The organism is Mycobacterium sp. UM_Kg1, from assembly GCF_000972925.1.
Classification (GTDB): Bacteria; Actinomycetota; Actinomycetes; order Mycobacteriales; family Mycobacteriaceae; genus Mycobacterium; species Mycobacterium hiberniae.
Genome location: NZ_JRMK01000050.1, coordinates 1 through 20,292, shown reverse-complemented (window position 1 = coordinate 20,292; position 20,292 = coordinate 1). Strand labels below are relative to the sequence as shown.

Sequence of the window (20,292 nt, the reverse complement as noted above, 5' to 3'; positions counted from 1 at the left end):
GGGTGACAGTCGCCGAAGTTTGCTGTCACAACACCTGAGACAAAAATTTCTGCAGCCGCTCGGTGGCCGGCTGGTCAAACATCTGATCGGGCGGGCCGGACTCGACCACCGTGCCCCGGTCCATGAAGACCACCGTGTCCGAGGCCGAGCGCGCGAAGCCCATCTCGTGGGTGACCACCACCATGGTCATGCCGTCGGCGCCCAGTTCGGCGATCAGCGCCAGAATCCCCTTGACCAACTCCGGGTCCAGCGCGGAGGTCGCCTCGTCGAACAACATCACCTGCGGCTCCATCGCCAGCGCGCGGGCGATCGCCACCCGCTGCTGCTGGCCGCCGGAGAGCGCCGACGGCCGGGCGCGGGCCTTGTTTCGCAACCCGACGCGGTCCAGCAGTCCCAACGCGAGCTCGCGTGCGGCGTCGTCGGGCATGCCGCGCAGCTTGCGCGGCGCGAGGGTGATGTTGTCCAGCACGCTGCGGTGCGGGAACAGGTTGAAGTGCTGGAACACCATCCCGATGCGCTGGCGCAGTCGGTCGGGGTCGTCGGTGAGCACCGAACGGCCGCCCAGCAGGATATCGCCGGCGTGGGGTTCATGCAGCCGGTTCAAGGTGCGCAGCATCGTTGATTTGCCGGAACCGGACGGTCCGATCACCGCCGCGGTGGTGCCCGCCGGCACGTCGAGGTCCACCCCGCGCAACACCTGGTTCTTGCCGAAGGACAGCTGAATCCCTTTGGCCGTCAGCGATACCGGGTCTCGAGGTTTAGCCGTCACGTCATCTCCTGACTGGAGATCGCCGGGCGCAGCTCCACGGAGTCGTCGGGTTCGGCGGGACGCCCGCGCCGCAACCGCTGATCGACGACGTTCACCAGATGCGTCAGCGGGATGGTCAGGGCCAGGTACAGCAGGCCCGCCGCCACCAGCGGAGACAGGCTGCCGGTCTGGGCGTTGTAGTCGCGGGCCACCTGGAACAGTTCCCGCTGACCGGCGACCAGGCCCAGGAAGTACAGCAGCGCCGAGGCTTTCAGCAGCGCGATGAACTGGTTGACCAGCGCTGGGAGCACCCGCCGGATCCCTTGCGGGATCACCACCAGCCGCATCGCGGCCGGGTAACCGAAGCCCAGCGCGCGCGAGGCCTCCAGCTGGCCGGACTCCACGCTCTGAATGCCCGAGCGCAGGATCTCCCCGATGTAGGCCGCGGCCGTCAGCCCCAGCGCCGCAATGCCCAGCGGGTAGGGATTGTTGTGCGTCAGTCCGCCCACCAGGGGCCCAACCGCCAAGCCGATCAGCAGGATGATCAAGACCTCGGGCAGGCCCCGGAAGATGTCGGTGTACACCCGGGCCGGCCAGCGCAGCCACCGGCTGCGCGAAATCCCCGCGACCGCCAGGCCCAGTCCGGCCACCAAGCCGATGACGCCGCCACTGATGGTCAGCAGCAAGGTGTTGGGCAGACCCGTCTTGATCAGCTCCGGCAGGGCGCGCCGATACAGCTGCCAGTCGAAGAAGGAGTCACGAAGCTGCGCCAGTGTCGATTTGGGCGCATAGCTCTGGTCGGCCTCGGGCCGATGATGCCGGGCTGCGATCGCGGCGAAGTCCGGCAGATGCGGCGTGGCGGCCGACTTCGACCCCGGCCGCCAGTCCGGCGGCAGGGGCCGCGGCACCCAGTCGGTGAAGAGCTGCGGCCAGGTGCCGTCGTCGATCACGGCGTCCAGGCCGGAATTGAGCGCCGAGATCAGCGCCTGGTTTCCCTTGGCCACCGCGTAGGCCTCGAAGCCGGCCGGAGTGAACGTGTAGCCGATGATCTGTGCCGGGTCGCCGGGCTTGAGCAGGTTCAGCGCGGTCAGCGACGGCGCCACCCACGCATCGACCTGGCGGCTTTTGAGGCTGGCGTACAGCGTGATCGAGTCGGGGAAGCGCACCGGTTCGATTTCGAGGGTGTCGACCACATAGGCGTCTTCCACGGTGCCCTGAACCACGGCGATCCGCTGACCCCGGGCCAGCGCGTCATAGCCGGAGATGCCGGAGCCGGCCGGGACCACCAGCGCCATGTAGCCGAAGTCGTAGCCGTTGGTGAAGCCGACCGTGCGGCGGCGTTCCTCGGTGGCGTTGATCGAGGCGGAACCGACGTCGAATCGGCCCGACTCCACCTGGGCGAGCATTCCGAAGAAGTCGGTGCCGATGAACTGGATTCGCAGGCCCAGCTTTTTGGCGATGGCCCGCAACAGCTCGTTGTCGAACCCGCTGTAGCGGCCGCCGGCGGTGATGCAGTTGGTCGGCGGGCTTTCGGTCAGGGTGCCGACCGTCAGCACCCCGGGGGTGGACAGCCCCAGCTTGGTCACGTCGATCGAGCTCAGCGGCTCGACACCGGCGGTGGTGTATTTGTCTTCGCGTGGCCGCTTGGCGTTGGCAAGGTTGATCGGCAAGGCGACGGCGGCCTCTTGCCCGGGCGGGGTGCACAGATCCGGCCTGGCACCGGCCGGTGGCGCCGCGGCCATACCGGCCACGATCGCCCAGGTGGCGAAGAGCGCCGCCAGCCTCAGCGCTGGTCGCGCCATCGACACAGCGCCTCGGCGGCGCTCAGGTCGTAGTCGGGCCCGCTGCTGCCGATGGTCAACAGGCGCACTCCCAGCGCCGTCAACGCGTCGGCCTCGGCGAGCACGTCGCTGATGGGGGAGCGCCCGGTCTCGCCGCCGACCGCCGCGGAGTGTTCGATCTCGCCGGGGTCACGCCCGACGGCGGCGCAGTGCCGGGCCAGGACCTGCGCCTTGTGCGGATAGCTGTCGGCGTCGGCGAAGCTGTGCCACATGTCGGCGTACTCGGCGACCAGGCGCAGTGTCTTGCGTTCGCCGCCGCCCCCGATCAGTGTCGGGATCGCGCGGGTGGGTGGCGGATTGAGCTGAGCCAGGCGGGTTTTGATGAGCGGCAGTGCGTCCGCGAGATCGTCGAGCCGGCTGCCCGCGGTCCCGAAGTCGTAGCCGTACTCGCGGTAGTCCCGAAGCTTCCACCCCGCGCCGATACCCAGGATCAGCCGGCCGCCGCCGATGTGGTCGACGGTGCGGGCCATGTCGGCCAGCAGTTGCGGGTTGCGGTAGGAATTGCAGGTCACCAGGGCACCGATCTCGATGCGAGAGGTCTGCTCGGCCCAGGCGGCCAGCATCGTCCAGCACTCGAAGTGCGGACCGTCTCGGTCGCCGTACAGCGGGAAGAAGTGGTCCCAGTTGAAGGCGATGTCGACGCCGATGTCTTCGCACCGCCGGACAGCGTCACGGATCGCGCCGTAATGCGGCGCGTGTTGCGGCTGTAGTTGCACCCCGATGCGGATGGGTCGGGCCATCTGGTCACCTTATCCCCGGAAGCGATGGGTCGTTCGGCGGTTGCGGCCGGCTCCGCCCCCGCCGGTATCAGGCAAGGGTGGTGCGCAGCAGCTCGACCAGGACCCGCGGCCGATCGCTTTGCACCGAGTGCCCGGCGCCGGAGACCACGTGTGTGGTCAGGCCCGGCGAACGCTGGGCGTACTCGGCGACGTCGTCGGCGGTGACGAACGCCGAGTCCCCGCCGCGGATCAAGGTGGTGGGGGCGGTGATCGCCGAGACATCGGCCCACAGCTCGGTGAAGTCGCCGACGGAGCGCATCGTGTCGTAGCGCCATGTCCAGCTGCCGTCCGGCAGCCGGCGGGGGTTGTGCAGCAGCCCGCGCCGCAGCGATTCGGCATCCCGGTGCGGCGCGGCGGCTTTGGTGACGGCCAGCAGCGCGGCGAAATCCGGGAAGCTCCGTTCCCCTCGGGCCAATGCGACCGTCCCGCGCTGCGCGGCACTCATGTCGGCATGGCGTTGCAACGCCGAGGGGGTGACATCCACGAGCGCCAACCGCCGCACCAGCTCCGGCGCGGTGGCCGCCAACCGGATAGCGGTCAACCCGCCCAGTGACATTCCGACCACCAGCTCGGCGTCGGGCGCCAGCTCGTGCAGCACCGGCGCCAGCGTGGCGGCGTTGCGCTGCGGCGAATAGTCGGCGTCGTCGCGCCACGCTGAGCGGCCGTGTCCGGGCAGATCCACCGCCAGCGCGGGCTCCCCCAGCCCCAGGATGACGGTGTCCCAGGTGTGCGCGTTCTGCGCGCCGCCATGCAGGAACACCACCCGCGGCCGGGTCGCCCCCCACCGCAGTGCGCTGATCTCCCCGGTGTCGATGCGTTCTACCACCGGTAAGGGCCCGGTGAGACCGGCCTGCTCGGCATTGCCGCGCAACAGCGCGAACTCCGAGAGGCCGGCCAGCTCGTCGTCAGTCATTTCCCCCCCGCGGCGAGTGCGTGATCTAGCCGATGATGAATTCTTCCAGCTCGGCGCGTGCGACGTCGTCGGGCAGCTGCTTGGGCGGGCTCTTCATCAGGTAGGCCGAGGCGGGGATGATCGGGCCGCCGATGCCGCGGTCCTTGGCGATCTTGGCGGCGCGCACCGCGTCGATGATGATGCCGGCCGAGTTCGGCGAGTCCCACACCTCGAGCTTGTACTCCAGGTTCAGCGGTGCGTCACCGAACGCGCGGCCCTCCAGCCGGACGTAGGCCCACTTGCGGTCGTCGAGCCAGGCCACGTGGTCGGACGGCCCGATGTGGACGTTCTTGTCCTCGACCTTGCCGGCCAGCGAGCCGGTCAGGTTCGACGTCACAGCCTGGGTCTTGGACACCTTCTTGGATTCCAGACGCTCGCGCTCGAGCATGTTCTTGAAATCCATGTTGCCGCCCACGTTGAGCTGGTAGGTGCGGTCCAGGGTGACCCCGCGGTCTTCGAACAGCTTGGCCATCACGCGGTGGGTGATGGTGGCGCCCACCTGGCTCTTGATGTCGTCGCCCACGATCGGCACGCCCGCGTCGGCGAACTTCTTGGCCCAGACCGGGTCGGAGGCGATGAAGACCGGCAGCGCGTTGACGAACGCCACGCCGGCGTCGATGGCGCACTGGGCGTAGAACTTGTCGGCCTCGTCCGAGCCGACCGGCAGGTAGGAGACCAGCACGTCGACCTTGGCCTCGCGCAGCGCCGCCACCACGTCCACGGCCTCGGCGTCGGAGACCTCAATGGTCTCGGCGTAGTACTTGCCGATGCCGTCGAGGGTCGGGCCGCGCTGCACGATGACGTTGGTCGGCGGTACGTCGGCGATCTTGATGGTGTTGTTCTCCGAGGCGAAGATGGCCTCGGACAGGTCGAAGCCGACCTTCTTGGCGTCCACGTCGAACGCGGCGACGAACTTCACGTCGCGGACGTGGTACGGGCCGAAGCGCACGTGCATCAGGCCGGGGACCGTCGAGGTGTCATCGGCGTTCTGGTAGTACTGGACGCCCTGGACCAGCGAGGACGCGCAGTTACCGACGCCGACAATGGCGACCCGCACATCCGTCGTTTGCTCAGTCATTTCGACGCTCTCCTTTATCTGCTTTCACTGCTGACGTGCTGTGTTGTGGTTCCCCCCCGAGGTCCGCGTCCGGCGGATCAGGGTTGTTCGGCCCGGCCCTGCGACACGCGTTCGGCCGCGATCAGCTCGTTGAGCCACTTGACCTCCCGCTCGCTGGATTCCAGTCCGAGCTGGTGCAGCTGACGGGTGTAGCGATCCAACGAGTTGCTGGCCCGTGCTACCGCGTTGCGCAGGCCTTCCCTGCGTTCTTCCACCTGCCGGCGGCGGCCTTCGAGAATCCGCATCCGAGCCTCGGCGGGGGTGCGGTTGAAGAACGCCAGGTGGACGCCGAAGCCGTCGTCGGTGTAGTTCTGCGGGCCGGTGTCGGACACCAACTCGTTGAACCGCTGACGGCCGGCGTCGGTCAGCCGGTACACGCGGCGGGCCCGGCGCACCGGGGTTCCCGTCGGCGCGGCGTCTTCGGCGATCACCCCGGCGGCCTGCATCCGCCGCAGGGCGGGATACAGCGAGCCGTAGGAGAACGCCCGGAACGCACCCAGCAGACCGGTCAACCGCTTCCGCAGTTCGTAGCCGTGCATCGGAGACTCGAGCAGCAAGCCCAAGATGGCAAGCTCCAGCACTCCGATCACCTCCTGATGGCGTAGCTACGACCGTTCGACGGTTCGCGCAATAGTATCGCGCCGATATAACCGGACCCAAGTGGCTACCGGCGCCGTGCTCGTCAGCGTTGGGAAACGGTCAGATCAGGACGGGTAGTTGATGCGCTTGACGGTGCCGTCGCCGGCGAAGGCGATGTAACCGCTGCCGTAGTCGCTGGAGATGTAGACCGACAGCGCCAGCGCGCCCGGGGTGGTCGGGTCCTGGGCGGGATCGACGATCAGGTAGGTGCTTTTCACATCGGCCGGCTTGATGCCGAGGGTTTCAGCGCCCCCGCGCAGAATCCCGACCGCGGCCTTGGCGTCGAAGGCGCTCACATCGACCAGAACGTCGTTGGTGCCCTTGGACGTGGTCGACGGGTCGTCCCAGCCGCCCCGGTAGGGGTAGTCCAGTTTGCGGCGCTCTTCGGTCGGATCGGGCCGTTCGAAGGATGCGTAGTCCGGATAGACCACCAGCCGGTAGCCCATGGTGTCGCCGAATTTCTGGCGGGCCTGTTCCAGCAGGCCGGTGAGCCCCCCGAGCGACTGAAGCTGCCGTGGTGGGGTCAGCACCACCGGCGCGACGCCGTCCGGCTTGGCTCCCGGGTCGGAGGTGAAGTTCAGCGGCGAGCTGGTATTCCCGTACAACGCCCAGCCCAGGACCATCCCGAGCAGCAGCGCGCCGGCCAGCGCGCCCAGCGCCTTGAGCGCGGCACCGTGCTCGGCGAACTTCGAGGGGCCGTGCAGGGTGGGCAGCTTGACCGGCGCGGCTTGGGCCTGCAGGTCGCTGACCAGGGCGTAAAGGTCGCCCAAGGTCACGGCCCGCGTTGCCGCGCGGATCCGTTCCTGATGCTCGGCGCTGGAAAGCTGGCCATCGGCGAGGGCGCTGTCCAGGTTTCGACAGACGTCTTCGCGGTCACTGTCTTTGGCTCGGGTGCCTGCGGTCTGTCGCGTTGCCACGGCGACGATAGTAAAAGAATCGTGCCCCGCGGTGATCACGAATCCGCCGGTTGTGGCCGGTTAGGGGCGTTGATCACCACGGCCCTCCAGTACCCGACGTACTCTGGTCAGCGTGCGATTGCAGCGACAGATAGTGGACTACGCGCTCCGGCGCCGTTCCCTGCTGGCCGAGGTCTATTCCGGGCGCACCGGGGTCTCCGAAGTCTGCGACGCCAACCCGTATCTGCTGCGGGCCGCGAAGTACCACGGCAAGCAGAGCGCGGTGGTCTGTCCCATCTGCCGTAAAGAGCAGCTCACGCTGGTGTCGTGGGTCTACGGCGATCATCTCGGCCCGGTCTCCGGTTCGGCGCGCTCGGCCGAGGAATTGGTGTTGTTGGCCACCCGTTACCCGGAGTTCTCGGTGCACGTGGTCGAGGTCTGCCGCACCTGCAGCTGGAATCATCTGGTGAAGTCCTACGTGCTGGGCATCGCCCGCCCGCCCAAGGGATCGCGCGGACGGCGCACGGCACGCGGCGGAGCCCGTACCGCCAGTGAGTAGGCATTACGACGACGGGTCCGACCCTGGCTCGGCCCAGTCCTGGAACGCCGGCGACCGACGCCCGGCGGCGGAGCCCGATGATCGGCAGACCACGATCATCCCCGCCGTCGACGACGCGGTGACTGCCGACCTGCGGGATCCGATCGACGCCGTCAAGGCGGCCCTGGACGGAGCGGCGCCGCAACGCGAGCCCGCGCTGAGCGCACGGACTCCGCGGCGCGAGCCGCCGCCGGCCAAGCCGGCCACGCCTGCCGCGCCGCCCCCGCGGCGTCCCGAGCCGTCCGGTCATGCCGCCCGGCCCGCTGCGCCCAATCCCCTGGAGTGGCTGCGGCAGCACCCGCCGAACTGGAGGTGGATCCGCCGCGGCTGTTATATCGCCCTGGCGGTGATGCTGCTGCTACCCGTGATCACCTTCGGGATGGCCTACTCGATCACCGATGTGCCCTCGCCGGGCGACATCCGGACCAACCAGGTCTCGACGATCCTGGCCAGCGACGGATCCGAGCTCGCCAAGATCGTGCCGCCGGAAGGCAATCGCGTCGACATCGACATCTCCCAGGTGCCGGTGTACGTGCGCAACGCGGTGCTGGCCGCCGAGGATCGCGACTTCTACTCCAACCCCGGGTTCTCGGTGTCGGGATTCCTGCGTGCGATCAAGAACAACATCTTCGGCGGCGACACCCAGGGTGGATCGACGATCACCCAGCAGTACGTCAAAAACGCGCTGGTCGGATCCGAGCGCGCCGGTATGGGCGGATTGGTTCGCAAGGCCAAAGAACTGGTGATCGCCACCAAGATGTCCAGCGCGTGGCGCAAAGACGATGTGCTGCAGGCCTATCTGAACATCATCTACTTCGGGCGCGGCGCCTACGGGATCGCCGCGGCGACGCGGGCCTATTTCGACAAGCCCGTCGAGCAACTCGACATCGCCGAGGGCGCGCTGCTGGCCGCGCTGATCCAGCGTCCCTCGACCCTGGATCCCGCGGTGGATCCCGAAGGCGCCCTCGACCGGTGGAACTGGGTGCTCGACGGGATGGTGGAGACCGGCGCCCTCTCGGCCGCCGAGCGTGCGGCGCAGGAGTTCCCGGTCACGGTGTCCCCGGAGTTGGCCCGCGCGCAGAACATCACGACCGGACCCAACGGGCTGATCCAGCGGCAGGTCACCCGGGAGTTGCTCGAGCTGTTCAACATCGACGAACAGACCCTCAACACTCAGGGCCTGCAGATCACCAGCACCATCGATCCCGAGGCGCAGAAAGCCGCCGAGGACGCGGTGGCCACCTACCTCAAAGACCAGATCCCCAACATGCGCTCCGCGGTCGTGTCCATCGACCCGCGTGACGGCGGGGTGCGCGCCTACTACGGGGGCTCGGACGCCACCGGTTTCGACTTCGCCCAGGCCGGACTGCAGACCGGCTCGTCGTTCAAAGTGTTCGCGCTGGTGGCCGCGCTGGAACAGGGCATCGGGCTGGGCTATCAGATCGACAGCTCTCCGCTGACGCTGGACAACGGGCACACCAAGATCACCAACTCCGAGGGCGAGAGCTGCGGTGTCTGCAGCATCGCCGAGGCGCTCAAGCGCTCGCTGAACACCGCCTACTACCGGCTGATGCTCAAGCTCAAGAACGGGGCGCAGGACGTCGCCGACGCGGCGCATCAGGCCGGCGTGGCCAAGAGCTTCCCGGGCGTGCCGCACACCCTGTCCCAGGACGGGGGGCCGCCGGAAGGCGGTGTGGTGCTGGGCCAGTACCAAACCCGGGTGATCGATATGGCCTCCGCTTACGCGACCCTGGCGGCCTCGGGGGTCTATCACCCGCCGCACTTCGTGGAGAAGGTGGTCAGCGCGGACGGCCGGGTGCTCTTCGACGCCAAGAACGCCGAAGACACCGGCGAGCAGCGCATCCCCAAGGCGGTCGCCGACAACGTCACCGCCGCAATGGTGCCCATACCCGCCTGGTCGCGGGGACACAATCTGGCCGGCGGACGGCCGTCGGCGGCCAAGACCGGAACCACGCAGCTGGGCGACACCGGGGCCAACCGGGACGGCTGGATGGTCGGCTACACGCCGTCGCTGGCGACCGCGGTCTGGGTGGGCACCACCGGGGGAGATGAGCCCCTGGTCAACCAGTGGGGCGGCCCGGTCTACGGCGCGGGCATTCCGGCCGACATCTGGAAGGCCACCATGGACGGTGCCCTGCAGGGCACCCCCAACGAGTCGTTCCCCACGCCCACCGAGATCGGTGGTTACGCGGGCGTCCCGGCCGCGCCGCCGCCCCCGCCACCGGTGGAGGAAGGCCCGCCGCCGCCGACCGAAACCGTCATTCAGCCGACGATCGAGATCGCCCCGGGCATCACCATCCCGATCGGACCGCCCACCACGATCCAGGTCGCCCCGCCCGCGCCTGCGCCGGCGGCTTCCGAGCCGGGGATCCCACCGCCGGCCGAGCCGCCACCGCCCGCGCCGTAGTGCGTTCGTGATCTGGATTCATCTCGACGTTGCCTGCACGCACGTAGGCTGGTCGCCATGCGACTGCAGCGACGCGGGGTGCGAAACGGGCTGCTGAGCACTTCGTCGTTCGGCGTGCCCGGTGACACCCGGCCAGGAATGGTGGAGGCCTGCCCGCCCGACTCTGACCCGCGGAGACAACGCGGCCGGCGGTGACCACGCACCGCCCGACGGCGCCGGGAACCCACAGCGCCGGCGAAGAGCATTTCCTGACGACCACAGATGCCGCACCGGATGCCCCGTCGCAGCGCGGGCGGCCCGAGCCCGGCGCGCAGGACCCGGATGACGACGCGGATCTGCAGCAGCGCCTCGAGGCGGTCAAGGCCGCCATGGAGCGGCCGCGCCCCGATGACGACAACACCTGCCGGCCGGCCCACCCGGCAGCCGGGAGCGCGGCCGAACCCGAGGACCGGCGGCGCCGCAGTTGGCAGTGGATCCGGTGGGGCCTCTACGTGACCGCCGCGATGCTGGTGGCGGCGCCCCTCGTCACCTTCGCAATGGCCTACCGGGCGGTGAACATCCCCGAGCCGGGCGACATCCCCACCAGTCAGGTGTCGACCATCCTCGCCGCTGACGGCACCGAGCTGGCGAAAATCGTTCCGCCGGAAGGCAACCGGATCGACATCAGCCTGGACCGAGTGCCGGTCCACGTGCGTGAGGCGGTGCTGGCCGCCGAGGACCGCGACTTCTACACCAACGCCGGGTTCTCCATCACGGGGCTGGTGCGGGCAATCCGGAACAATCTGCTCGGCGGGGACACCCAGGGCGGATCGACCATCACCCAGCAGTACGTCAAGAACGCACTGGTCGGCTCGGATCGAGTGGGCGTGCGGGGATTGGTCCGCAAGGGCAAAGAACTCGTCATCGCGGCCAAGATGAGCCAGGAGTGGCCCAAAGACGAGGTGCTGGAGGCCTACCTCAACATCATCTACTTCGGACGCACCACCTACGGGATCTCCGCGGCGGCGCGGGCGTACTTCGACAAGCGCGTCGAGGACCTCACCGTCGCCGAAGGCGCGTTGCTGGCGGCGGTCATCCAGCGGCCGTCCACGCTGGATCCGGCGATCAGCCCCGGCCTGGCCCTCGAGCGCTGGAACTGGGTGCTCGACGGCATGGTCCAGACCGGCGCCCTGACACTGAGCGAGCGGGCCCGGCAGAGCTTCCCGGCCACCATCCCGCCGGACCAGGCCCGCAACGCCGACCAGGCATGGGGGCCCAGGGGACTGATTGCGCGCCGGGTCACCGAAGAACTGCTCGACCTGTTCCACCTCGACGAGCAGGCCCTGAACATGGAGGGGCTGCGCATCACCACCACCATCGACATGAAGGCGCAGCGGGCCGTGGAGGAGGCGGTGACGGCGGCCATGGCGGGGCAGAAGCCGTCGCTGCGGACCGCGGTGGTCTCCATCGACCCCCGCGACGGTGCGGTGCTGGCCTACTACGGTGGTCCGGAAGCGGGCGGTTTCGACTTCGCCCAGGCGGGTCTGCAGACCGGCTCGTCGTTCAAGGTGTTCGCGTTGGTGGCTGCGTTGAAACAGGGGATCGGGCTGGGTTACCAGGTGGACAGCTCGCCGTTGAAGGTCGGGGGGATCAAGATCAGTAACGTGGGGGGCGCCAGCTGCGGGGTGTGCAACATCGCCGAGGCGCTCAAACGGTCACTCAACACGTCCTATTACCGACTGATGCTCAAACTCCGGAACGGCCCCGAAGACGTCGCCGAAGCCGCGCACCAGGCCGGGATCGCCACGAGCTTTCCCGGCGTCGCGTTCACCCTGTCCGAGGACGGCCGCGGCGGCCCGCCCAACAACGGCATCGTGCTCGGCCAATACCAGACTCGCGTGATCGACATGGCCTCGGCGTACGCCACCCTGGCCGCCTCGGGGGTGTACCACCGTCCGCATTTCATCCAGAAGGTCGTCGGGCCGGACGGCCGGGTGCTCTTCGACAGCGCCCCCGCCGGTGAGCATCGGATTCCCGCAGCCGTCGCCGACAACGTGACTGATGCCATGAAGGCGATCCCCAGCTGGTCGGGCGGGCACAGCCTGGCCGGGGGGCGACCGGCGGCCGCCAAGACCGGGACCACCCAACTCGGCGACACCGGCGCCAACCGTGACGCCTGGATGGTGGGCTACACCCCCACGTTGTCGACGGCGGTCTGGGTGGGCACCGCCGGCGGCACCGAACCGCTGACCAACAAGTGGGGCGGCCCCATCTACGGCGCGGGCCTGCCGGGGGACATCTGGAAGGCCAGCATGGACGGCGCGTTGGCGGGCGATCCGATCGTCGCGTTCCCCAAGCCACCCGAGATCGGCGGCTTCGCCGGTGCGCCGAGGTCGGCGCCGCTGCGCGCACCGGTGTGGCATGCGCCACCGCCGGCGCCCCCACCGGACGGCGCCGAGCCGCCGCCGGGGCCGCCGGGCTTCCCCATGCCGGAACTGTTTCCGCCGCCGCCACTTCCGCCGCCGCCGCTGCCCCCACCGGCACCGGGGGTGCAGCCGTGACCGAAACCGGCGAACGCGCGGTCTGCTCGCCTCGTCCGTTGGCGGCCGACCTGCGCAGTGCTGACGACCGGGACTGCCCCAGCCGCACCGACGTCATCGGGCACGCGCTGTCCAACACCATCGGGGGACCGGTGGGGCGGCATGCGCTGATCGGGCGCACCAGGTTCATGACGCCGCTTCGGGTGATGTTCCTGATCGCGGTGCTGTTCTTGGCCCTGGGCTGGACCACCAAGTCGCCGTGCCTGCAGAGCACCGGCAGCGGCAACCCGGATCAGCGGGTGGCCAACTGGGACCACGAGCGCGCCTACTTCCAGCTCTGCTACACCGACGTGGTGCCGCTCTACACCGCGGAGCTGCTGGACGAGGGCAGGTTTCCCTACAAGTCCAGCTGGGTGGAGAAGGACTCCTCCGGCAACGAGCAGACCCGCTACGACGGGCTGCCCGCCGTGCGCTACATGGAATATCCGGTGCTGACCGGCCTGTACCAGTACGGGGCGATGGCCTTGGCGAAGACGTATACGGCCATCACCAAAGTGGTGAAGATCCCGGCGCTGCGCGGGGTCGCCGAGGTGGTGGTGTTCTTCGACATCGTCGCGCTGGGTCTGGCGCTGGCCTGGCTGGCGACGGTGTGGTCCACCGCCGGGCTGGCCGGCCGGCGCATCTGGGACGCCGCGCTGGTGGCGGCGTCGCCGCTGGTGATCTTCCAGATCTTCACCAACTTCGACGCACTGGCCGTCGCGTTCGCCGGGGCGGGCCTGTTGGCGTGGGCGCGGCGCAGGCCCACGGCCGCCGGGGTGCTGCTCGGCCTGGGAGCGGCCGCCAAGCTCTACCCGGTGCTGCTGTTGTTCCCGCTGTTGGTGCTGGGGGTGCGCACCGGCCGGCTGCGGGAGGCCGGCCGCACCACAGCGGCCGCGGCGCTGAGCTGGCTGGCGGTCAACCTGCCGATCCTGGTGTTCGCGCCGCGCGGCTGGAGTGAATTCTTCCGGCTCAATTCGCGTCGCGGCGACGACATGGATTCGCTGTACAACGTGGTGCGGTCGTTGACCGGCTGGCAGGGCTTCGACGGCGACCTGGGAATGTGGCAACCGCCGGCAGTGCTCAACGGGGTGGTGGCCGCACTGTTCGCGCTGTGCTGCCTGGGTATCGGCTATATCGCGCTGACCGCACCCCGGCGGCCGCGGGTAGCGCAGCTGGCGTTCCTGGTGGTTGCGGCGTTCCTGCTGACCAACAAGGTGTGGAGCCCGCAGTTCTCGTTGTGGCTGGTGCCGCTGGCGGTGTTGGCGCTGCCACACCGCCGGCTGCTGCTGGCCTGGATGACCGTCGATGCGCTGGTCTGGGTGCCGCGGATGTACTACCTCTACAGCGTTCCCGACCGCAGCCTGCCCGAACAGTGGTTCACCGGCACCGTGCTGGTGCGTGACCTGGCGGTGCTGGTGTTGTGCGCGTTGGTGATTCGGCAGATCTACCGGCCGCAACAGGATCTGGTGCGGGCACACGGGTGGGCCGACGACCCGGCCGGCGGCCTTTTCGACCGCGCGCCCGATGCGCCCCCGGATTGGCTTCCGGCCTGGTTACGGCCCAAGTCTGCGGTGCCACTCGACCGGGAACCGGGGCGTTAGCGGCTGCGTGTCAGCTATAGGGTTTGTGCCCGTGCGGAAACCCCCTTGGTTGGCGTGGGCGCTCTGGGACTGCGGAGCCACCGGCCTGAACGCGATCACCATCACCTTCGTGTTCTCGGTCTATCTGACCGCGTCGGTCGGGGCGAGCGCCGGTACGTCGGCGGCCAGTTGGCTGGGGCGTGCGATGGCCGTTGCCGGGATCGCGGTGGCGCTGCTCGCCCCGCTGACCGGCACCTCGATCACCGAACCCCGGCAGCGGCGGCGGGCACTGATCGTGCTGAGTCTGACGGTTGCAGGACTGACCGCGTCGATGAGTCTGATCCGCAACGACCCCCGTTTTCTCTGGCCGGGCCTGGTGCTGTTGGCCGTAACGGCGGCCGCCAGTGACTTGGCCACCGTCCCCTACAACGCGACGTTGCGATTGGTCACCACGCCGCAGAACGCGGGCAGAGTCTCCGGCTTCGGCTTGGCTGCAGGCTATCTCGGCAGTGTGGCCCTGCTGCTCGTGATTTACGTGGGTTTCGTCGCCGGGGAGGGGCCCACCGTCGGTGTGCTGGGTCTGCCGACTGCCGATGGGGTGAACGTGCGGGCGGCGATGCTGCTGACCGCGGTGTGGTTCTTGGTATTCGCACTGCCGTTGCTGAGGGCGAAGCCGACACCGGCCGATGGCCCCGCGTTTGATGGTCTGCAGGTCGCGTCGGGAGGATTCCGCCAGCTTCGAGCCGACCTGGTCGCTGAATGGCGCCGTGATCGCAACATCGTCTACTACCTGTTGGCCAGTGCGGTGTTCCGGGACGGGCTCACCGGGGTGGTGGCGTTCGGGGCGGTGTTGGGCGTCAACGTGTACGGCATCTCGGCGGCGAACGTGCTGCTGTTCGGAGTGACAGCCAGCACGGTGGCCGCTGTCGGGGCGGCGCTCGGCGGCCTGCTCGACGAGCGCATCGGTGCCAAGGCTGTGATCCTCGGCTCGCTGGCGTCGATGATCGTGGTCGGCCTCGTGTTGCTGACACTGTCGGGACCACTGACATTCTGGGTGTGCGGCCTTTTGCTGAGCCTGTTCATCGGCCCAACCCAGTCGTCGGCGCGCACGCTACTGCTGCGGATGAGCCCCGCCGGTAAGGAGGGACTGTCGTTCGGGCTCTACACCACCACCGGGCGGGCGGCGACCTTCTTGGCGCCGACACTGTTCTTCACCTTCGTTGACCTGTTCGGCGCCGACCGGGCCGGACTCGGGGGACTGCTGGTTGTGCTGGCCGCCGGACTGATCGCGATGCTGCCCATCCGGGCTTCCGCACCACAAAGTGAACTACTGGACCGGCGGTGAAGACTTGAATAGTGGCTACATGAACCGCTATCGGCACCTTGGTTTACGCAACCGCAAATTTGTCGTGATCTTCCTGTAACCTCGCGAGGGCGATGACTACCCCTCCCACATCCCCCGACAGTCCGTCCATCTCGCCGATCGCCGTCATCGGGCTGGCGTGCCGGCTTCCGGGCGGAATCGATTCACCGCAACGGTTCTGGGAAGCATTGATGCGCGGTGACGACTTCATCGAAGAAGTACCCGGTGACCGGTGGGATGTCGAGGCCTATTACGGCTCCGAGCCGGGGGCGCCGGGCCGGTCGGTGTCCCGCTGGGGCGGCTTCCTGGACACCATCGGCGCCTTCGATGCCGACTTCTTCGGCATGGCCGAGCCGGAAGCCATCGCGGTCGACCCGCAACACCGCCTGTTGCTGGAGACCTCGTGGGAGGCCGTCGAGCACGCCGGAATAGACCCGGCGGCCTTGGCTCGATCGCAGGCCGGCGTGTTCGTGGGGTTGACGCATAGCGACTACGAACTGCTGTCCGCCGAGTGCGGCGCCGCTGAGGGGCCTTACGGATTCACCGCAACCAGCAGCAGCTTCGCCTCCGCAAGGGTGTCGCGGGCCCTGGGACTTCACGGACCGGCAGTCACGGTGGACACGGCGTGTTCCTCGGGCCTGATGGCTGTCCACCAGGCGTGCCGCAGTTTGCAGGTCGGCGAAAGCGAACTCGCGCTGGCGGGCGGCGTATCGGTGATGCTCGAACCCCGCAGGTCGGTCGCCGGTTCGCAGCAGGGCATGTTGTCCCCGACCGGCCGATGCCGGGCCTTCGATGCCGCTGCCGACGGATTCGTCGCGGGTGAAGGCTGCGTGGTCTTGCTTCTCAAACGATTGCCTGAGGCCATCCGCGATCACAACCGCATCCTGGCGGTGCTGCGCGGCAGTGCCGCCAATCAGGACGGCGGCACGGGAGCGGCCGAGGGGCCGTCGAAGCCGGCGCAGGTCGCGGTGTATCAGGCCGCGTTGGCCGCCGCCGGTGTCGAAGCCGCCACGGTGGAGCTGGTTGAAGCGCACGGTCTGGGAAACCCATCCGCGGATCTGACCGAATATGCCGGACTGGCCGCAGTCTACGGCACCGACGACCGCTGCTTTTTGGGGTCGGTCAAGACCAACTTCGGGCACTGCCAGTCGGCATCCGGACCGCTGGGCCTGATGAAGGCGATACTGGCACTCCAGCACGGAACGGTCCCACAGCATCTGCATTTCACCCGGTTGCCGGATCAGCTGGCCGACATAGAGACCAATCTGGTCGTGCCGCAAGAGAATATAACTTGGTCGAACAAGGCGGGCCAGCCGCGTCGGGCCGCGGTATCTTCGCACGGCCTGTCGGGCACCAATGTGCACGTCATCGTCGAACAACCGCCTGAGCCGACGGTAACGGAATCGGCGACAGGAGTCGGCCGGCAAGCGCCGCTGCTCGTCCCGATATCGGCGACGTCGGCGGCCCAGCTGCGTGCGACAGCTGCCCGGCTGGCGGACTGGGTCGACAAATACGGCAGCACGATGACTACCGCCGGACTCGCCGATCTCGGCTACACACTGGCGCGGCGGCGGTCACACCGTCCGGTACGAACGGCCGTGGTGGCGAGCAACTTCGGCGAACTCGGCGAGGCGCTGCGCGAGATCGCCGACAGTGACCTGGCCTACCCGCCTGCCATCGGATCCGACGGTCGCGGGCCGGTATGGGTGTTTTCCGACCAGCCTCCCGCGTGGACGCCCATGGTGGCATTGCTCGCCGAAGAACCGGCTTTTGCCGCCGCGATCGCAAAGATGGAGCCGATCGTCGCCGAAGAGTCCGGATTTTCACTTGCCGAAACCATCGCTGCCGAGCTGCCGCCCACCGAAGTCGAACGAGTGCAGCCGACGAATTTCGCCATCCAGGTCGCACTGGCTGAAGCCATGAAGGCCCACGGGGTTCGGCCGGGCGCCGTTGTCGGGCATTCGCTCGGGGAGACGGCGGCGGCCGTCGTAGCCGGCGGGCTGACCCTGGAGGACGGACTCCGCGTCGCCTGTCGCCGGTCACGGTTGCTGGCGCGGATCGCCGGCAGTGGTGCCATGGCGAACGTGGAACTTCCTGCGCAGCAAGTGCTGTCGGAGCTCTCCATTCGTGACGTATCCGACGCGGTGCTGGCCGTGGTCGAGTCGCCGGTGTCGACAACCATCGGCGGCGACGGGGAGACCGTTCGCGACCTGCTGGCCGCCTGGCAGCAACAGGGTGTACCGGCACGGCAGGTAGACGTCGCGGTCGCCCTACACTCGTCACAGGTCGAACCGGTCCTCGATGACCTGGTTCAAGCCCTCGCCGACCTGAAGGCGACTGAGCCCGAAATCCCCTACTACTCAGCAACACTGTGGTCGCCACGTGACCGGCCGTCATTCGACGGCCAGTACTGGGCGGACAACCTGCGTTACATGGCGCGGTTCGCAGCAGCCGTGCAGGCGGCGATCAAGGACGGCTACCGGGTTTTCGGAGAGCTGGCGTCGCACTCGCGATTGGCTGCTGTCCTTGAGCAGAATGCCGGCAGCCTCGACATTCCTATCGCTGCGCTACTGGCCACCCCACCAGAACACCGGCCCTGGAACGGATTGTGCGGATTCGTCGCTGACCTGCACAGCGTCGGAGCCGCAGTGGACTTCGCTGCGCACTACCCATCGGGAACACTGGTGGAAGCGCCGCTGCCGAGCTGGAACCACCGCGAGCTGATATTCAGCCGGGAGGACGCAGACAGCACTCCGCGCGGCCCCGCGGTCCGGGCCGTCCACCCGTTGTTGGGAGCGCACGTACACCTGGTGGAGGAACCCGAACGCCACGTCTGGCAAGGCGAAGTCGGACTTGTTGCGCACCCGTGGCTCGACGATCACCGGGTTCACAACGTCGCCGTCCTGCCCGGGGCTGCCTACTGTGAGATGGCTTTGGCCGCAGCCCGTACCAGCCTGGGCGAATCAGCCGAGGTTCGCGACCTGCGGTTCGAACAGATACTGCCCCTGGAGGACTGGACCTCGGTGTCCTCGGGGGCCGTGGTGGTGGCGCCCGGCGTCCTCGACTTCGGGGTGCACACCCATCAGGGGCGCGACCGCGTCGACTGCGCTACCGCGGTGTTGCAGGCTCCGCCGGAGGTGCGGCAACCGTCAATTCGTGACGTCGCCGCGTTGCTGGCCGCACACCAGACCCGCCTGGGCGGCGCTGATCTGCGAAACGCAGCAGACCGTGACGGAATCCAGTACGGCCCGGCCTTCTCGGGTCTGGTCGCGGTTAGCGTCGGCGACGGCCGGCACACCATCGGTGCCACGGCGTTGGCCGAAGTCGCATTGCCGGGGCCGGCCCGCTCGCAGCAGGGACTCTATGAAGTCCACCCAGCCCTCCTCGAAGCGTGCATCATGTCTGCCGTCATGCGGCCCGATGTCCCGCGCGCCGGCGATGGGGGACTGCTGCGGCCGGTCGGCGTGCGCAGGCTCCGTCGCCACCATCTGATCCGCGACGTGCGGTACTGCCTGAGCACGGTGACGGCTACGCGAGCCGGCGCCTGCGAGGCTGATCTGGAGTTGATGGACGGCACGGGCAAGGTCTTGCTCACCGTCGAGGGTCTGCAGTTCGCGGCCGGCCGATCGGAGAGCGAGTCCGCGCAGCGCACCCTCGATGAGCGCCTGCTGACCATCGAGTGGGAGCGCCGTGATCACCCGGCCGCAGCGCCGACCGATGCGGGAAGCTGGCTGGTGTTGAGCATGGCGGACGCCACGGATAGCCTGACCGGCCGCCTCGGCGAGGCACTCAACGGCGAAGCGGCGCGATCCCGCACCGTTGCGACGCCGATCGGCCGCGGGCAGGCGCCAGCCGTCAACGAGGCGCTCAATGGCCTAACCGGCGTTGTTGTGGTTACCCCGCCAGCGCTCACCGGTTTCCACCCCCCGCGGCGGGCTCGGGACGTGGTGGCGCACCTGCTCGACATTGTGAGGCAGATGGTGGCGCTTCCCGGCGAGTCACCACGGCTGTATGTGGTGACCAGGGACGCCGCCGCGGTCCGACCGGGGGATCGGCCCAATCTGGAACAAGCCGGTCTGCGTGGGCTGCTGCGGGTTGTCGACTCGGAGTATCCGCACTTGAAGGTCACCCAGATCGATGTCGACGGCCGCGCCGCCGAGCAGGACGAGGCATTGACCGCCCACCTTGCGGAGCAACTTCGCAGCGGGTCCGAGGAGGACGAGACCGCTTGGCGTGACGGTGATTGGTACACAGCGCGGCTGCGTCCCCGCCCGCTCGGCCCAGCCGATCGGCGGACCACCGTGGTCGAACACGGCCAAGCCTGCCTGCGCCTGCAGCGCAGCGACGCGACCGAACCCGACTCGTGGGAGCCAGTCGCGCACCCGCGGATCGTGCCGGGCAGCGGTCAGATCGAGGTTGCGGTGACAGTCGCCGGAGTCGATTGGGCGCAGGCGTCTCCCATCGAGGCGGGCCTGCAGCAGCTGGGCGCCGATTTCGCGGGCGTGGTGACGGCGGTCGGCCCTGATGTCGCCGGCCACCGGGTGGGCGACCGCGTCGCCGGGATTTCTCCCGACGGCTTTTGGAGCACGTTCATCACCTGCGATGCCCGGCGGGTGGCCACCCTGCCGGCGGAGCTGCCGCTGACTGAAGCCGCCGCGTGGCCGACCGCATACGCCACCGCCTGGTACGGACTGCACGACCTTGCGCGCATCACACCAGACGACAAGGTGCTGATCCACCGCGCAACCGGCGGCGTCGGCCGGGCCGCCATCGCAATCGCACGAGCGGCAGGG

13 protein-coding genes are annotated in these 20,292 nt (G+C 68.7%); 6 read left to right on the top strand and 7 right to left on the bottom strand.

Annotated features, from left to right (window positions below):
* Nucleotides 1–25: 25 nt before the first annotated feature.
* The 7 genes from LI92_RS10060 to LI92_RS10030 all read right to left on the bottom strand — a co-directional run bounded on the left by LI92_RS10060 (nt 26) and on the right by LI92_RS10030 (nt 6,993).
* Nucleotides 26–769 (bottom strand): amino acid ABC transporter ATP-binding protein, encoded by a 744-nt coding sequence (locus LI92_RS10060; RefSeq protein WP_046318471.1) that lies wholly within the window; start codon nt 767–769, stop codon nt 26–28.
* Nucleotides 766–2,550, bottom strand: a complete 1,785-nt coding sequence (locus LI92_RS10055; RefSeq protein WP_046318470.1) for an ABC transporter substrate-binding protein/permease — start codon at nt 2,548–2,550, stop codon at nt 766–768. Before LI92_RS10055 ends, LI92_RS10060 begins: the two co-directional genes overlap by 4 nt.
* Entirely contained in the window at nt 2,532–3,329 is a 798-nt protein-coding gene (locus LI92_RS10050; RefSeq protein ID WP_046318468.1) for an LLM class F420-dependent oxidoreductase, read from the bottom strand. Before LI92_RS10050 ends, LI92_RS10055 begins: the two co-directional genes overlap by 19 nt.
* A 67-nt stretch (nt 3,330–3,396) precedes the next feature.
* Complete coding sequence (locus LI92_RS10045; RefSeq protein WP_046318466.1) at nt 3,397–4,281, bottom strand: Rv0045c family esterase; 885 nt, start codon at nt 4,279–4,281, stop codon at nt 3,397–3,399.
* A 25-nt stretch (nt 4,282–4,306) separates the two neighbouring features.
* A complete protein-coding gene (locus tag LI92_RS10040; protein ID WP_046318464.1) occupies nt 4,307–5,398 on the bottom strand; it encodes an inositol-3-phosphate synthase in 1,092 nt (363 codons plus the stop codon).
* Nucleotides 5,399–5,475: 77 nt separating this feature from the next.
* Nucleotides 5,476–6,018 (bottom strand): PadR family transcriptional regulator, encoded by a 543-nt coding sequence (locus tag LI92_RS10035; RefSeq protein ID WP_046318492.1) that lies wholly within the window; start codon nt 6,016–6,018, stop codon nt 5,476–5,478.
* A 123-nt stretch (nt 6,019–6,141) separates the two neighbouring features.
* A complete protein-coding gene (locus tag LI92_RS10030; RefSeq protein WP_052740753.1) occupies nt 6,142–6,993 on the bottom strand; it encodes a DUF1707 SHOCT-like domain-containing protein in 852 nt (283 codons plus the stop codon).
* Between the two features lie 112 nt (nt 6,994–7,105).
* On the opposite strand from LI92_RS10030, the gene LI92_RS10025 reads away from it, so the two are divergent.
* The 6 genes from LI92_RS10025 to LI92_RS10000 all read left to right on the top strand — a co-directional run.
* Nucleotides 7,106–7,531, top strand: coding sequence for a DUF5318 family protein (locus LI92_RS10025; RefSeq protein ID WP_046318463.1), 426 nt, complete (start codon nt 7,106–7,108; stop codon nt 7,529–7,531).
* The gene (locus LI92_RS10020) at nt 7,524–9,998 is read left to right on the top strand and encodes a transglycosylase domain-containing protein (protein ID WP_046318461.1); all 2,475 of its coding nucleotides are present in this window, start codon (nt 7,524–7,526) and stop codon (nt 9,996–9,998) included. Before LI92_RS10025 ends, LI92_RS10020 begins: the two co-directional genes overlap by 8 nt.
* A 191-nt stretch (nt 9,999–10,189) precedes the next feature.
* Entirely contained in the window at nt 10,190–12,538 is a 2,349-nt protein-coding gene (locus LI92_RS10015; RefSeq protein ID WP_286134995.1) for a transglycosylase domain-containing protein, read from the top strand.
* Complete coding sequence (locus tag LI92_RS10010) at nt 12,535–14,157, top strand: glycosyltransferase family 87 protein (RefSeq protein ID WP_046318484.1); 1,623 nt, start codon at nt 12,535–12,537, stop codon at nt 14,155–14,157. Before LI92_RS10015 ends, LI92_RS10010 begins: the two co-directional genes overlap by 4 nt.
* Nucleotides 14,158–14,188: 31 nt before the next feature.
* Nucleotides 14,189–15,481 (top strand): MFS transporter, encoded by a 1,293-nt coding sequence (locus tag LI92_RS10005; RefSeq protein WP_286134994.1) that lies wholly within the window; start codon nt 14,189–14,191, stop codon nt 15,479–15,481.
* Between the two features lie 92 nt (nt 15,482–15,573).
* Nucleotides 15,574–20,292 (top strand): type I polyketide synthase (locus tag LI92_RS10000; RefSeq protein ID WP_046318482.1); only part of this gene is annotated, 4,719 nt, incomplete at its 3' end.

What these genes read in the sequence shown, in the direction of transcription:
- LI92_RS10055 (WP_046318470.1), bottom strand. Translation starts at nt 2,550, where the DNA reads ATGGCGCGACCAGCGCTGAGGCTGGCGGCGCTCTTCGCCACCTGGGCG.
- LI92_RS10050 (WP_046318468.1), bottom strand. Translation starts at nt 3,329, where the DNA reads ATGGCCCGACCCATCCGCATCGGGGTGCAACTACAGCCGCAACACGCG.
- LI92_RS10045 (WP_046318466.1), bottom strand. Translation starts at nt 4,281, where the DNA reads ATGACTGACGACGAGCTGGCCGGCCTCTCGGAGTTCGCGCTGTTGCGC.
- LI92_RS10040 (WP_046318464.1), bottom strand. Translation starts at nt 5,398, where the DNA reads ATGACTGAGCAAACGACGGATGTGCGGGTCGCCATTGTCGGCGTCGGT.